The organism is Helcococcus sp. KG196 (genome assembly GCF_046035495.1).
GTDB lineage: Bacteria > Bacillota > Clostridia > Tissierellales > Peptoniphilaceae > Helcococcus > Helcococcus ovis.
This window is the reverse complement of the sequence record NZ_JBFNFI010000001.1, coordinates 45,169-61,612: the sequence shown is the minus strand read 5'-3', so window position 1 is coordinate 61,612 and position 16,444 is coordinate 45,169. Positions and strand designations below refer to the sequence as shown.

Here is a 16,444-nt window from a genome sequence, read left to right as displayed (position 1 = left end):
CCATATTTATTAAAACATTGACTTTATAATACTTATATCATTTAATAAAATTTCAATTTCAATTTTTGATAAATACTTTTTTCCAAAAATAAATTTAGTTTTTATTCTCGAAAAAATCTGATCTAGTAAATCTTTATTTCTTTCCTCAATTCTTTTTATTTTATACGAATCATAGATTCCCTCTTTAATTTTTAAATATCTTAATGAAATATTTGTATTTTTATCATTATCATTTGATGGATAAACCAAGAAGCAATCACCGGGTTCAAAACTTGAATGTGTTGAATCCTCAATAGGATTTTGAGTCCATGCATCATATGCCCATCTTAAAAATCCGTCACAAAGAGAGGATGACACAACGGTGTAGTATGTTTCTGCATTTTCACTTAAAACAAAATTTCCAGGTCTATGTCCTACGCATGAATAAAGATAAGTATCAAATCCCTTTCTTCTTCTATCTTCCACAAAATTATGATATCTTAATCTATCCTTTTCAAACTCAATCATTGAAACACTGACTTGCTGCACATTTTCCAAATATTTTGCATTTTCAGAATAATTATCAATTGATGCGGAAATTTTTATGGTATTAGATTTAGAATTTTTAACCGATGATAATACCTCAAAAATTTCTTTAGAAAATCCTCTTTCATCAATTCCAATATATATCATATCAAACCATTTTTTCTCTTCTAAATGAATATAAAAATCACTTAAAAACTCTCTCCAAACAGTACAATATCTCTGACTATCAAGCATATATTTTTCAAAGATTAATTCTTCATTTGAGTAATAAGTAAATGATTCATGCCATGGAGCCATGCCATAAATAATAATTTTTTCTTTTCCTAAATTTAATCCCTGACAGAATTCAACCCATTTATCAAAATTAGTGTAATCAAATCTGAATTTTTCTCCTTCTTTATACCACTTTATCATTGATGGATACTTAATTTCATTTTTACTATATGTTTGTCCTCCCCATGCATCTTCACATAATGTAGCTGTTATAGCTCTACCACCTAAATCATAGTATAGCTTCATATGTTTTTCTAAAATTTTAAAATGTTCATGTGAAAATGGTTTTACACCATAATATTCAGCTACAGAATATGGATATTGCCAAAGTTCTAAATCAAATTTATATTTATTAAAATCAATATATCTATGTGATATTTTCACACAAACTTTTTTACTTATATACTCTGTAATTTGAGAGTTATACAATTTAACCTTAAATACAAATTCGGAATCAATATCATAAGGAATATTAATCTCTGCGTAAAAAGATTGAAAATTACCTGCTTTAACTGAAGCTTTGTTATCCTCAATTAATATATCCGAAGCAACTGCCCTATTCTTTTTTTTATTCAAAGATATTGGATAAGTAGGGTCACCTTCATAAGCTAAATTTTTTTGTACTTTATATATCTTATATTTTAGTGGATTTTCAAAACTTAAATCGATATCATATTGGTCATCTTTTTCAGAATATACTAAAAAATGTAAAATTAAGATATCATTTTTCCACCTTTTATAAGTTAAAACATCTTCTATTAATTCAAATTCTTTTAATGTAATGTTGTCATATTTTAAATTTGAATCTACAATCTTCAATTTCATTTCAATTACCCATTCTTACTAAATATTTTTTATACAATTTTAAATCTAATTTATACAATACATATGTTAATATTGCAAACAACAAATTCCAGAAAATCGGATATAAAAATACGTAATTGCTATGAACAACAGCATCAAAACGAATTGAACCCACTGTAATACCAACTACTAATATCGTAAATAGTATAAGTAGTAATGAAGGAATTAACGATCTGGCACCTTTAATGGCTTGATTTGGATTATCCCAATTTGTATATGGCCACAATATCCCAGCTATAAATGACAAAGCACTAGTAAACATTGATGTTATAAACATTGTAACAATTGAACCTAATATTATAAAAATATTAAATCTAGCAAATACATTTAACAATATTACTAATGGAGAAACTGCTATCATAATAAGTACAGATGATGCAAGTAATCTTCCCAAAATTTGATCCTTAGCAGAAATAGGAAGTACTTTCATAATCCATATATTTTTTCCTTCTCTACTAAATGTTGATGAAGTAAGTTCCGAGCCACTTGAAGAGAATAAAGTAAATAAAGTAACAAGCATAATTGCCCCTGCAATCAATAAAATATTACCATTTTCCATTTTACTGATTTCATCATAAAAACCATTTATTTTTTCAAATACATTATTACCGTTATTGGTTATAATCGGTATAGAAAATGCTATCGTCATAATAAATCCAAAAGTAACCTTATTTACTAAATAGATTGCAGTACCAAAGATATTTTTTATTTCTTTTCTAAAAATAAGTCTTAGTACTGAAATATTGTTAATATCTGACTTACTTAATTTTATTTTTTTACTTTTTGAACTATTAACATTTAGTATACCTGAAACTAAAGCATTTTTACCCATTGAAATAGTTATAAATGTTGTAAATAAAGCTATAACAAATAATCCGAATAGGCTCAATACCGAAGTCATTATATTTTCAGAGATTAAAACATCTGTACCTAATCTAATTTGAGGGAAAAAATTTAATAATGTATTTTTTAGATTTCCAGCTGTTCGAAGCAACAATGTCTCATTTAATTCTTTTGTAAAATATTGAAATACAAATTGTAACGCAATAACGCTCCCAAAAAATAAAATATATGCCCCATATTTTAATAGATTTTTTAATCTAATATTTTTATTTATAAATTTCATTATATATACAACAAATAAGGTTATAATATTAATTAATATCAATGATATTAATAGTAAAACAATAACTGATAAAATATAAAATATAATAGGTTTTTCTAAATAAAGTCCTGTTTTAATTATTATAGGAAATGATAAAATTACACCATAAAATAGCGAACTTACAGCATAGAAAATAATTCTACTAGCCATTATTTCTTCAGGTTTAATCGGTAATCTAAGAAGAATCTTTATATCATTTGAAAAATAAAATTTACTAATAATTGTAGTTGTAAAAAATACTAACACTAAAAATAAAAATACAAATTGCGATAATACAATTAATTCTTTAGCATAACCATTTTCTAAAAATAAATCGTAAATATTTAGTAAGATAGATTGTGCAAGATACAAATAAAAAATTATAACTGCAAATCCAAATAACCCACCAACAAATTTATTTCTAGCTTTTCTATCATTAAATACAGATTTTAATGTGTAATAAAATCCAAAATCTTTTTTTAGTAATTGTATAATATTAGTCATTTGTCAACTCCAAGAATAATTTTTCTAGATCCCCTTCATAGTTTGAATGTTGCTTCAATTGTTCAATGGTACCTTGTGCAATTATATTTCCATGCTTAATTATAATTATCCTGTCACAAATTTTTTCAACAACTTCCATAACATGAGATGAGAAAAATACTGATTTTCCCCTATCACATCTTTCTCTCATTAATTCTTTCAAATTAAATGCAGATTGAGGATCCAACCCAACCATCGGTTCGTCCAATATCAACACTTCCGGATCATGAACTAACGCTGAAATCAAAGCAATTTTTTGCTTCATCCCATGAGAATAAGTAGAAATTAATGCATCAATATCATCTTGTAAGCCAAACTTTTTAGCTAATTCTTCAATTTTTCCATCTCTATTATTTTTATCAACTCCATAAATATTTGCAACAAATGTAACAAACTTTCTTCCCGACATATTTTCATAAATTTCAGGATTATCAGGCAAAAATGCAATTTGTTTTTTTGCTTCAAATGAATTTTTAATTGCATCGATGCCATTAACTTCGATTTCACCACTAGTAGGCTCAAGTAATCCAACTATCATACTTATAGTAGTAGTCTTTCCAGCACCATTAGGCCCTAAAAATCCTAGTATTTCACCATCTTTAACTTCAAAACTAATATTATTTACAGCTAATTTATTTCCAAAATCTTTTCTTAAATTTTTTACAGAAATCATACTTTCCCCCCTAATACTTTATATATTAACTATATCATAAAATTAACATAGTTTTAGAAAATTTTATAACTTTTAAATAATTGTTTTTTAACTTTAATTTAAAAACGAAATATAATTTTAAAATTAAAAGAGAATTAAAAATTTTACCTTTTAATTCTCTCAATAAACTACTTTAATTATTTACATAAATTATTAACAAATATCAAAATTTCTATACAGTTATCTCAATTTTATCTTGATTTGTTATTAAATTTATTATTTATAATCATCTACATAAATAAATATAATTGCAAATAATCATTATTTAAATTATTTTCTACCTCTAACTAAATCTACCAACCATAATAAAATACATGCACCAAGTACTGCGATTGCAACACCGCCAATTGATACTTTATCCGCTGATATACCTGCAAAACCTGCTATAGCTCTACCTATTACACCACCAACTATACCCACAATGATATTTGCAATTGCCCCCATTGAAGCATCCTTTTTCATGATTATACTTGCTAACCATCCAGCCAATGCACCTAATAATATACTTACTATCCAACCCATACTTTTCTCCCTTTTTGCTTTATTTTATTAGCATATTACATAATTTATATATACTATACTAATATATTATATATATTCCCAATAAAATTAATATGAAACATTTATAATATATAACAATAATTTCTATATCTATTGCCGATAAATTTACAGTATATTAACTAAATTATATATTTTTATGAAATCAATAAATAAACTTAAAGTTTTTTGTTTCATCAACTTTAATATCCTTATTATTTTGGAAGTAATTAATCATAATTTCACTCATATCAAAATTTATTTCTTTAACTACTTTTGCCCCTTCATAACATGGGTATTCATTAACATTAGATGCTCTATAATTATTTAAAACCACAGTATACATTTTATCTAAATCTAATTTTTTGCCATCTTTTTTTATTGAAATAACTCTATCTAAAAATGGTCTTCTTAAATCTGCTTCAAACTCTAATCCATAATAAAAATCATAAATATAATTTTTAAGTTTTGGCTTAATATAATTTGGATTAACAGTAGGTTTTCCTTGATTGTCTATAACAAAATATGTCGCTGATTTTTCAATTGCTTCTTTAATAACATGACCGGAAACTTCTAAAACTTTTAGTGTATTTGGATATGGATAGTTAACAAGCACATCTCTAATACTTATATCTTTCTTAAATCCAATTGCAGTATCAAATAACGTTGTTGTAGAAAAATCTGCTCCTGAAACTTCAATTTGTATTTGTTGCAATAGATTGATATATGGATGTCCATAAAGTCTTGTTTCAAATTGATCTTTTATTTCAATATCCTTATCTAATTTTCCTATTATTTCAGCTAAATAAACTTCTAATTTTTTATTTGTTGCATCAAATATTTGACTAAACTTAGGAGAAATTTCTACATCCAATAAATCCACTTCTACCAAATTATATTCTACACTATTAGTTTCCGTATCAATAACAAGTTTAGTGAAGTTTCTTGCATTATTTATAGGTTGAGAGCAAATTACATCTCCAATTTTTGTAATAAATGATCTATGTTGATGACCACTTAATACTGCATTTATACTACTATATCTTTGAAGCATTTCACTTGCCTGATTTTCTCCATTTAATTTTTCAGTAGGAATGAATTCTTCATCTAAACTCTTTTCAAATCCACCGTGATATAGGAAGATTACATAATCAGAATTATTAACAATTTCCCTTTCATACTTTCCATACTCTTCTACAGGATTTAAAAATTCAAGACCTTCAATATTTTGAGTGTTTTCCCAATTTGGAATATAAGCTGTAGTAGCTGCAAAAACTCCAACTCTAAATCCATTTAAATCAAATATTTTATATGGTTTATTTCCAAGTTTAAGGCCTTTTATATTTGAATTTAATACAAAATCTTTTACTTGTTCATATGATTTATATAAATAATCTTGTCCATAATTAAATTCATGATTTCCCATTACATAGGCATCATATTTCGCCATTTTCAGCAATGTCAAAATCGGATTTATATCCGGTTTGATTTTTGATAAATAATTAGTCATTGCTGAACCTTGAATTAAATCTCCACCCTCAAGTAATAAACTTGCATCATAATTTTCTCTATCTTTTTCAATATATGATAGGATTTTTAACATTCCTAAATTTTGATATTCTACATAATTAGTCGGAAACACATATCCGTGCATATCACTTGTATGATAAATAGCTATTTTCATTATTCCTCTCTTTCTCATGTATATTATATCAGAAAAGTATATTTAAGGATATTATTTTATTGTCTAAAAACAAATGCCGTATAACTCTATTCCATAAAATTAAATTTTTTGTATTATATTACGCTAAGACACCTTTTTATGTATACAAAAAAGATATTACAAAACAAAAATGTTCTGTAATATCCAATGAATAATATTATTTAGCTTTTCCTTGATTTGCTACAGCATTAATCTTGCTTGCAATTTTTTCTTGATCTCCTATAAATTCTTTTGAAATTACATTGAAATCTTCATCAAATTCATAAACTAGTGGTATACCTGTAGGTAAATTTACTCCCATAATTTCTTCATCTGTTAATTTTTCAAAGTATTTTACCAATGCTCTTAATGAATTACCGTGAGCTGCAATTAAAACTCTCTTGCCATCTAGCATATCTTTTTTTATTGTTGATTCAAAATAAGGAATAACCCTAGCAATTGTATCTTTTAAACTTTCTGCTAAAGGCAATTCTTCTGTAACTCCCCTATAAGCTTCTTGTAATTTTGGATTTCTTTCATCTGATGCATCAAGCGATGGTGGTTGTACGTCAAATGATCTTCTCCAAATCTTAACTTGTTCTTCACCATATTTTTCAGCTGTTTCAGATTTATTTAATCCTTGTAATGCCCCATAGTGTCTTTCGTTTAATTTCCATGTTTTAATAACAGGCAACCATTGTCTGTCCATTTCTTCTAAAACATGATTTAGCGTATTAATTGCTCTCTTTAAGTATGATGTATAGCATACATCAAAGTCATATCCTTCAGCTTTAAGTGTTTTTCCACCTTCAATAGCTTCTTCGTGACCTTTATCACTTAATTCTACATCTGTCCAACCAGTGAATAAGTTTAACTTATTCCATTCACTTTCACCGTGTCTAACTAATACTAATTTCATAATATTCATCCTTCCTTATTCTTTATGTACATTATAATTAACATACCTAAAAATATTATCTCTAAAAATTAAAATAATGTCAATTAATTTAAGTACTTAAATTTGCAAAATAAGTTAAATATTTATTATGTAAAAATATAATTCTTTAATACTAGTCTATCGTTTTATCAATAGCAGTATTTATAGTTATTTTTCTATCTATATATTCAATTCCTTCAGAATTTTTTCTTGAAATATAATATATTCTTATAAATTCAGGCTTATTATTAGATTTATTGAAAATTATATATGAGTATTTATCTGAAATACTTTCTCCACTCTCAATTACGCTTAATATTGATTTATCTATATTTTCTATATATTTATTTTCCAAATATTTATCAAAAACAGATAAGTTTCTATTTATCAAATTTAATGAATAAGATTCAATATTTCCATTTTTATCCATTACATAATAATCATCAGTAGGAATATTTTTATAGTAATATCTGGCTATAGAATCACTAATTTTAAATTTATTCAATTGTTCTTCATTTAATATATCTTTTACATTTAACTTTTTATCTCTAATCCATTTTCCACTTTTATCTACAAAATAATTATCAACCCACTCACTTTTTGCCATCTTACCATCTATTTTCAAGTAATACCATGAGCTATATTTCTTATCATATATCCATTCACTTTTTGCCATCTTACCATCTGATTTCAGATAATACCATGAGTTGTATTTCTTATCATATATCCATTCACTTTTTGCCATCTTACCATCTGATTTCAGATAATACCATGAGCTGTATTTCTTATCATATATCCATTCACTTTTTGCTTTCTTATCATCTGATTTCAGATAATACCATGAGCTATACTCTTTATCGTATAACCACTCATTTCTAGCAGCGTCTACATTTTTATGTACTAAAATAAATATAGCAATAAATGGTACTAAAAAAACAAATAAACTCTTTTTTAAAATTGTATTCATATCTCCTCCTTAACATATTAAAATATTATTTAATTAATGTATCATCAACTTCATTTTCAGTATCCATATTGATATTAATTATAAAATTTAAGAGAAACACAAATTTTTAATATCTATGTTTCTCTTAAAATATAATTAAATATATCAAATATATCAAATATATTAAGTAACTAAAATCGTGATACTACTAATTCCAAATACCTTCCAATGTTGTTTTGAAATTTTTTAATGTTGCATCAACATCTGCCTTTGCAGGATCTGCTAATAATTGTTCTAAAACTGTTCCTGATTCTCTATAAGCATTATTTGCACCACTTAATAATGGATTTGAATATAAGTTCTTTGTTGCTTCTCCTAAAATTGGAGCGATTAATGAACCTGAATTTTTGTATTTTTCATCATTTACTGCTGATTCTCTTACTGGAATATATCCTGTTTTTGTTGCCCATTTAATTTGATTTTCTTTGTTTGTTAAAAATGCTAAGTAATCAAATGCTGCTTTCTTTTCTGCATCTGAACCTTTCTTAAAAATAAATACATCTGTACCTTGTTGAATTGTTGCAGGGAATGGTGATTTAGCTACTTTTGGTGTAAATTTACCCTTTGCACCTTTTAAAACATATGATTCACCTGCGTTTGAACCGATGTACATACCTGTTTTTTGGTTACCAAATGGTCCGGACATGTATTTATCTGTACCTGCAATTCTGAAATATCCTTCTTTTACACCTTCTAAGTAATAATTTACAGCTTTCTTTGAAGCATCTGATGTAGGATCGAATTTGTTATCATATTTAACCCCTTGAGCATTTAAAAATGTTGTATAGTAATTACTTAATGAATCAAATCCTAACCCAGGAATTTTTTTTGCTTCATAAATTTTCTTCGATACTTCTTTTAATTCGTCTAAGTTTGATGGAACTTTTAGATTTAATTCTTTAAATAAATCTTCATTGTACCATAAAACTTCTGTTGACTTGTTAAATGGCATTGAATAAACTTTACCATCAATAACTGAACCATTTCTAAACCCTTCAAGAATATCATTATAATCAGCTAGATTTTTTGTATAACCTGTCAAATCTTCAACTAAATTATCTTGAATAGGATTAAACATCCAATCTGGATATGCTTGAGTCATTGTTGGTAGATTATCAGGAGATGAAGAAGTATTTGTAATTTTTTCTTGCAATTCCTTATAACCTAATTGATTTTGTAAATCAATTTTAATATTAGGATTCTTATCCATATATGCTTTAGTAATTTCTTTTAATGCTTCTTCTTGTTTACCATTCATAGCATGCCAAAAAACTACTTTAGCTGGTTCTAATTTTGTAGTACCTTCTTTTGTTGTTTCAACTTTTTTAGTTTTTTTATCATCAGTTTTTTTAGTTTGTCCACAAGCTGTTAAAACTAACGCAAAAGCTAAAAATAAAGCCAACAAATTTTTAAGTTTCATATAATCCCTCCAATTATATTATTTCGTTTTTTTCGGGTAAAATTGTTTCCCCATTTTTATTATACAACATTTCAGGTCTAAATGAATGAATTGGGACCAAAATTTTTGGTTTTATTCCATCAATAATTTTCAACAAGTCTTTAGGATGAGCATGTCCACTACATTTTAGCTCTTTTAAAATTATTTCATTATTTTTAAAATTTAAAATAAATGGTAAATATGCAGGATCAAATTCTCCCAATGGGCTTGCATCACAATGAATGTATATGCCATTTTTTATCAACTTTGATATATTATTTTCTGAACTAGACTTAAATTGCCATAAGTATTTTCCAGTATCTTTTAATAAATCATTATACGAAATTTCTAATTCGTCATCTAAACCATATCTTTTATTATCTAAACTATAGTAATTTACTTTTTTTCCAGTTGTACTATATAAAACATATGCTTCAAAAGCATTTAAAACTACTTTTCTATTAGATATTTCTATAATTTTTAATAATCTTTCAATATTTGTAATATAATAATTAAATGTTATTTGTTTATCTAGATTATCATTTAAAATTGATTTAAAATCCGAAAGCAATGCTTCTTCTGTGATATATTCCCCTACTAATTCATCATCAAATTCCTTAAATGAAACTGAAACCCCTTCAGAAATTAACATATCACAATTTTTTGATTCAACAATGAAATTTAATGTTTCCCTTTTTAAATATCCATGTAATCTTAAGTCTCCAGTATAAGAAATTTTCATATCGGGAGTAGTTATTATAAATCCGCATGCTCCATAAGCATCATGATCAACTCTTACAAATTTAACATTTATTTCACCTACATTAACTGATTTACCATAATCTACACCGTTTAATTTTCTTGTATTAGATTTAAGATTATAATTATTAAAAATAAAATCATTTGCAACATTACATGCATTTAAAAGATTTTTAGTATCATTGGTAACATAAATCGGAATAATTTCATCAATATAATTAATCATTTTTGTATGATCTAAATGAACATGCGAAACGCAAAATGCAGTATTTTCATACAATTTTTGATCTTCTAAGGTAATCTTCCTATCAAAAATTCCTTTAATATCCGGAACTAATTCATACTGTAATATTTTATCTAGAGTGTTAATTTGTTCAGTAATTGTCGGGTCAAAAATAGAACCGCAATCAAATAAAACCCTAGCACCTTTGTAACTTACTTCTATATAAGTCCCACCAATTGTACGCATTCCAGCATAAAATTTTACTTTAGTTTGTCTTTTATCCTTTAATTCCACTTCTTGATACCCCTCTCATAATTTGTTTTCTAAATACAAAGTATAAGATTAAAATAGGAAAAATTGCAAATGTTGATGCTGCCATTTGTAATTGTACAGCTGTACCACTTTCAGAAGTAAATGCAGATAAACCATTACTTATTAATCTCATGTTTTTATTATTTGTTACAAGTATTGGCCATAAGAATGAATTCCATCCTGTTATAAAGCTCAATATTCCCATTGTAAATAATGCCGGTTTTGACATTGGAATTAAAACTTTCCAAATGAACTCCAAATCTGAACAACCATCAACTTTTGCAGCATTATAATATGACATCGGTATGCCTTCTAAAAATCCTCTTAAATAAAAAATATAAAAAACACTTGCTAAGTGAGGAATTATCAATGCCCAATACGTATCTAACAATTTATATTTCGCAATTGTTTGATAATTTGTAAATACTGTAATTTCGTATGGAACCATTAATAATGCAGCCATAAAAAGTGACAACCACTTTTTCCCCTTAAATTGTAATTTTACAAACGCAAATGCTGCAAGTACCGTAGTTATCAATGTACCTAATGTAGTTGATAATGATGTAAATATAGTATTTAAAAAATATCTAAAAAATGGTGCCTTACTAAATGCTTCTGCATAATTACTAAAATTTAACTTAGAAGGTATCAATTTAGGTGGTATACTTGTAGCTTCTTGATATGTCATAAGCGATGATAGTAACATATATATAAATGGGAATAATGTTATGATTGCTAAAATCACTATTGCAAATCTTGATATAAAGTCAAATATTTTTTTCATATTCGCCTCCTACTTAGAAATTTTCTTTAATATTTTATTTTGAACAACTGTAAAAATTAAAATAATAAAGAATAATATAACAGCTGCTGCCATACCCTGACCGTATCTATTTTCAGTATAAAACTTAGTATAGATATAAAACACCCCGGTTGTTGCACTTTCAGCTATTCCCGGAAGCCCATTAAATATAGCAAAAACTTGTCCATAAATCTTAAATGCACCAATAAAATTAACTAATAATAAAAAAGTTATTATTGGAACTAGTTGTGGTAAAGTAATTCTTCTAAATTGTTCAAATTTTGTTGCACCAAACATGTCTGCAACTTTGTAATAACTTTCATCTATATTTCTCAATCCTGTTAATAATATTATAATATTAAATGCCAAACCCATCCAAATACCAAATATCATAACTGTGGTCATACTCATTGATGGATTATCTAAAAAATTGATTGGCCCCATTCCAATATAACTTAACAAATGATTTATAAATCCATAATCCCCATTAAACATATATCTAAATACAACACCTATTGCAATGATACTTGTTAAATATGGAATAAAGAAAATTGATTCAAAAACTTTTTTGAATTTAATTCTTTCGTTAATTGCTACAGCAATAAATAAAGAAATTATTAAAGCTATCGGCACAACAATAAATGCATACATAAATGTATTTGTTAATGCTCTGTGAAACTTTGGATCTCTTAATACTATTTGAAAATTTTTAATTCCATTAAATTTAGGATTATTTAAGGTACCTCTTTGAAACGAGATAATAAATGTATTTATTAAAGGCATAACATTAAATATTCCGATGAAAACTAAAGCTGGAAGTAAAAATAACCATGCTTTTGGTGAGTTTTCCGCTCTATACTTAAAAAACTTTTTCTTAAAATTGTCCATTAGTATACTCTCTTTCCATCTTCAGTAAAAATGTAAATTTCTTTTGTATCTAATCCTAACCCGATGTTATCACCTTGCTCTACACGGTTTGCAACATCTGTTATAGTTTTAGAAAATACATCATTTAACATAAAGTTTACAATACAATCTTTACCGATTAATTCAATAGACTTTACATTAACATTTAATAATGGATTTTCTGAAATACTGAAATATTCCGGTCTGATACCGACAATATATTTTTGTTCATCAATTAACTCTTCTTTTAATTTAGAATTATCTAATTCATTTAACGCTATACTAAAATCTCTTGAAACTAGAGAATTACCTTGCTTAATAAATTCATAAATATTTATAACTGGGTTACCCATAAATTTAGCAACAAAAAGATTTACCGGATCAAGATATAAATTATATGGTTTATCATATTGTTGTACAACACCTTTATCCATAATTACAATTTTATCACTTATTGATAATGCCTCTTCTTGATCATGTGTAACAAATATTGTCGTTATACCCAGTTCTTTAACTAAAAGACGAATTTCTTCTCTAATCTTAAGTCTTAGACGTGCATCTAGATTTGAAAGAGGCTCATCCAATAAAAGAACCTTAGGATTTTGTACTAGTGCTCTTGTTATTGCAACCCTTTGTTGTTGTCCTCCAGACATTTGCCCCGGTTTCTTTTCTTCCAATTCTTCAATACTTGTTATCTTCATATATTTTCTGGCAATCTTTATTGCTTCAGATTTTGCAATTTTATTTTTTCCAACTGTTAGTGGAAACATAATATTTTCTAAAACTGTCATATGTGGATACAATGCATAATTTTGGAATACCAAACCGATTCCTCTATCTTTGGGATGTAAATCTACAACTGACTTACCATCAAATTTAATATCACCATTTGTAGGATCTAAAAGTCCGGCAATTAAATTTAAAATTGTAGTCTTTCCACATCCACTTGGACCTAATAAACACACTAAATCCCCTTCTTCAATTTGAAGATTAATACTTTTTAATGCTTCAAATTTATTATCAAAAACTTTTTGCAAATTTTTGATTTCAATCATAATACACCTCACTATTATTATCATTATATTGATATATTTATTAACTAAATATCTCTACAATAAGTATATAACAAATATGAATTTTTACAAAATATTCTAGCGATAATTTATTTTTTGTCAAACAAGAAGTGTATTTAAACAAAAATAAAAAACTGTTGAAATCTTATTTCCAACAGTTCTACTCTTATTTTTTATTTTTCAAAAATTTATCTAAAATATTACCCTTTTTTTTATTTACTTTAGCTAAATTTTTACTCTCCTCCAGTCCAAAATTATCTAAATAATAAACTTTAATCAATGAACCCTTTACTAATTTTTTAGAATTAGGTACAACTCTTGTAACTTCTTCAACTCTTTCATTTGCGTATCTGGCATTGGGTTTATCCAAGATTAAATGAACATCAAAACCTAATTCAGATAAAACTTTTTTAGCATCAGATACCAATAAATCTCTAACATCCGGAACTCTAACATATTTATCTTTTGAATTTTTAATGCCTAAGAAAATACCGGCAACTGCAGAACTTGCAACTTTTAAGGTTTCCATTGCAATTTCAGGATTTTCTTTAATTTTTTTTCTAACAACCTTAACCCCATTCGTTCCTATTTTTATAATTTTTTTTGCTATATTTTTTCTAATTGGCATATTGTTCTCCTTTAATATTTTGAACTTGTAGAATGTATACCCTAAAACTTAAATATTATTCAAATTCTTTAATTATACCTTTGTACCATATAGGTACTGTTAGAGACAAATTTGCTAACCATTCCATTTGTTTTTTTATCATATAGTATGCCATATCAATTTCTTCCTGCCCATAATTTAAAGCCCATGGAAGCTGTGATATCATGGCTTCAACAGAATAAAATTTTAATATTTCAAAAAAAATTTCAGGAACCTTATTATTAAAATAAGAATTTATAAGTCCTGTTTCAAAATAAGAATTTCCCGTGACGTTCCATCTAAATGGTTTTAGATCATCATATGGATCTGCAATAGTTGATTTTTCAAAATCTATTATCCCTATTTTCTTATCGTATATAATCATATTTCCTAAATGAAAATCACCATGAGAAAATTTTAATGGTCTATTTTGCATAAGATAAATATTATTTTTATAATATTCAATTAATTTATCTAAGTGTTTTATCTTATATTTACAATTCAATATATTATTAATTTTAATTTCTGCTTTTACGTCATATCTATCTTTCCATGAAATATCAGGTCTTTTAATCTTAATTTGATGAAGTTTTTTAAGTATTTTCCCCGCTTGGATACCTAGTCTATATGCTTCTTTATCATCAACTTTTTTTATATAATCAAGTCCCTCCTCTCCAGGTAAATATGTTAGTAACATAAACAGCGTACCGTCTTCAAGATAACCAAAATCTACAGCTTTTGTAGTATTAATATTAAGTTTAGATACTTTTTTCAAGATATTAAATTGTCTTTTTCTTTCCAAAAAATAATCCGCATTTGTTAATCGCAAAATAAATTTTTCAGAATTTGATGAAGTTAAGATAAATTTCCTATCCTTTGACCATCCTTTAAGAAGTTCTTCGGAGGATATTATGCCATGTCGCAAATATAATTTTTCAAGTTCTTTCATAATAATTCCTCCCTTAAATAAATTTATATATACATTATCACAAATTGATAAAATAATAAATAGTTTTTTATTGTATAATAAATTTCAGAGTGATAAGATAGTAATAAATTACTTATATGAGGTAAATATGAAACAATCAACAAATAAAGTTTTAATGATTAAACCTGTAAATTTTAATTTTAATCAAGAAACTGCAAATGACAATTTATATCAAAATCGATCAAATGAAAATGATTATGAAATTCAAGCTAAAGCATTAGAAGAATTTACAAATTTTATAAATACACTTAAATCTAATGGTGTAGAGGTAATAATTTTTGAAGACAATCAATATCCTTTTACACCTGATAGTATTTTTCCAAATAATTGGTTTTCAACACACAATGGAATTTTGTGTATTTATCCAATGTACGCAAAAAATCGTAGAGAGGAAATCTTAAAATTTAAAAATAAATTAATTAAAAAATACTCTCCGATTCAAATATTAGATTTTTCTAAATATGCTTATCAAAAATCAAAATTTCTTGAAGGTACTGGTGCCGTGGTTTTTGACAGAATTCATAAAAGAGCATTTTGTTCACTTTCAAAAAGAGCAGATAAACAATTATTTTTAAGTTTATGTAAATCATTAAACTATAATGGTTTCACATTTCATTCACAACATCTTGGAGCTGAAATTTACCACACAAATGTACTTATGAGTATTTGTAGTGATTTCGTATTTATATGTAAAGACTTAATTGATAAAAATGACAGATATTCAATTATAACAGAGCTTTCAAAATATCATGAAATTATAGAATTATCACCAAAACAAATATTAAGTTTCTCTGGAAATGTCCTTGAACTTGAAGGAAAAAATGGCAAATTTATTATAATGTCAAATACAGCATATAACTGTTTAACCAAAAAACAAAAACAAATTATTACATCAAAAATCCCAATTGTATCAGTTCAAATTAATACTATTGAAAAAATTGGTGGTGGATCTGCAAGGTGTATGATTGGTGAAATTTTTTAAAATTTTATATTAGTAGAAAAAAATAAAGGAAAAACTATGATAAACAAATATTCAATAATTGACAGCAAAATT

The 16,444-nt window shown here is 26.0% G+C and carries 15 protein-coding genes; 1 reads left to right on the top strand and 14 read right to left on the bottom strand.

Annotated features, from left to right (window positions below; all coding sequences use genetic code 11):
* Positions 1 to 9: 9 nt before the first annotated feature.
* The 14 genes from ABGF45_RS00300 to ABGF45_RS00235 form a co-directional block, all read right to left on the bottom strand.
* Positions 10 to 1,623: a DUF4091 domain-containing protein gene (locus ABGF45_RS00300; protein WP_134744298.1), complete on the bottom strand. Its 1,614-nt coding sequence runs from the start codon at positions 1,621 to 1,623 to the stop codon at positions 10 to 12.
* Between the two features lies 1 nt (position 1,624).
* Entirely contained in the window at positions 1,625 to 3,310 is a 1,686-nt protein-coding gene (locus tag ABGF45_RS00295; protein ID WP_134744299.1) for a putative ABC transporter permease subunit, read from the bottom strand.
* Complete coding sequence (locus ABGF45_RS00290; RefSeq protein ID WP_134710727.1) at positions 3,303 to 4,022, bottom strand: ABC transporter ATP-binding protein; 720 nt, start codon at positions 4,020 to 4,022, stop codon at positions 3,303 to 3,305. The genes ABGF45_RS00295 and ABGF45_RS00290 overlap by 8 nt, the downstream gene beginning before the upstream one ends.
* A 309-nt stretch (positions 4,023 to 4,331) precedes the next feature.
* Positions 4,332 to 4,583 carry a GlsB/YeaQ/YmgE family stress response membrane protein gene (locus tag ABGF45_RS00285; protein WP_134710728.1) on the bottom strand — a complete coding sequence of 84 codons (252 nt, stop codon included), beginning with the start codon at positions 4,581 to 4,583 and terminating at the stop codon, positions 4,332 to 4,334.
* 181 nt (positions 4,584 to 4,764) lie between these two features.
* Positions 4,765 to 6,282, bottom strand: coding sequence for a bifunctional metallophosphatase/5'-nucleotidase (locus ABGF45_RS00280; protein ID WP_408112520.1), 1,518 nt, complete (start codon positions 6,280 to 6,282; stop codon positions 4,765 to 4,767).
* A gap of 196 nt (positions 6,283 to 6,478) precedes the next feature.
* Positions 6,479 to 7,219, bottom strand: a complete 741-nt coding sequence (gene gpmA, locus ABGF45_RS00275; RefSeq protein ID WP_134710730.1) for a 2,3-diphosphoglycerate-dependent phosphoglycerate mutase — start codon at positions 7,217 to 7,219, stop codon at positions 6,479 to 6,481.
* 151 nt (positions 7,220 to 7,370) lie between these two features.
* A complete protein-coding gene (locus ABGF45_RS00270; protein WP_408112615.1) occupies positions 7,371 to 8,204 on the bottom strand; it encodes a hypothetical protein in 834 nt (277 codons plus the stop codon).
* A gap of 187 nt (positions 8,205 to 8,391) precedes the next feature.
* A complete protein-coding gene (locus ABGF45_RS00265; RefSeq protein ID WP_134710732.1) occupies positions 8,392 to 9,663 on the bottom strand; it encodes an extracellular solute-binding protein in 1,272 nt (423 codons plus the stop codon).
* A gap of 13 nt (positions 9,664 to 9,676) precedes the next feature.
* On the bottom strand, positions 9,677 to 10,957 hold the full coding sequence (locus ABGF45_RS00260; RefSeq protein WP_408112614.1) for an MBL fold metallo-hydrolase: 1,281 nt from the start codon (positions 10,955 to 10,957) through the stop codon (positions 9,677 to 9,679).
* Entirely contained in the window at positions 10,941 to 11,759 is an 819-nt protein-coding gene (locus ABGF45_RS00255; protein ID WP_134744303.1) for a carbohydrate ABC transporter permease, read from the bottom strand. The genes ABGF45_RS00260 and ABGF45_RS00255 overlap by 17 nt, the downstream gene beginning before the upstream one ends.
* 9 nt (positions 11,760 to 11,768) lie before the next feature.
* Positions 11,769 to 12,665, bottom strand: coding sequence for a carbohydrate ABC transporter permease (locus tag ABGF45_RS00250; RefSeq protein WP_134710735.1), 897 nt, complete (start codon positions 12,663 to 12,665; stop codon positions 11,769 to 11,771).
* A complete protein-coding gene (locus ABGF45_RS00245; protein ID WP_134710736.1) occupies positions 12,665 to 13,738 on the bottom strand; it encodes an ABC transporter ATP-binding protein in 1,074 nt (357 codons plus the stop codon). The genes ABGF45_RS00250 and ABGF45_RS00245 overlap by 1 nt, the downstream gene beginning before the upstream one ends.
* Before the next feature lie 184 nt (positions 13,739 to 13,922).
* Positions 13,923 to 14,384 (bottom strand): hypothetical protein, encoded by a 462-nt coding sequence (locus ABGF45_RS00240; RefSeq protein WP_134710737.1) that lies wholly within the window; start codon positions 14,382 to 14,384, stop codon positions 13,923 to 13,925.
* A gap of 55 nt (positions 14,385 to 14,439) precedes the next feature.
* On the bottom strand, positions 14,440 to 15,351 hold the full coding sequence (locus ABGF45_RS00235) for an aminoglycoside phosphotransferase family protein (protein WP_408112613.1): 912 nt from the start codon (positions 15,349 to 15,351) through the stop codon (positions 14,440 to 14,442).
* 127 nt (positions 15,352 to 15,478) lie between these two features.
* On the opposite strand from ABGF45_RS00235, the gene ctlX reads away from it, so the two are divergent.
* Entirely contained in the window at positions 15,479 to 16,372 is an 894-nt protein-coding gene (gene ctlX / locus ABGF45_RS00230) for a citrulline utilization hydrolase CtlX (protein ID WP_167554127.1), read from the top strand.
* Positions 16,373 to 16,444: the final 72 nt, after the last annotated feature.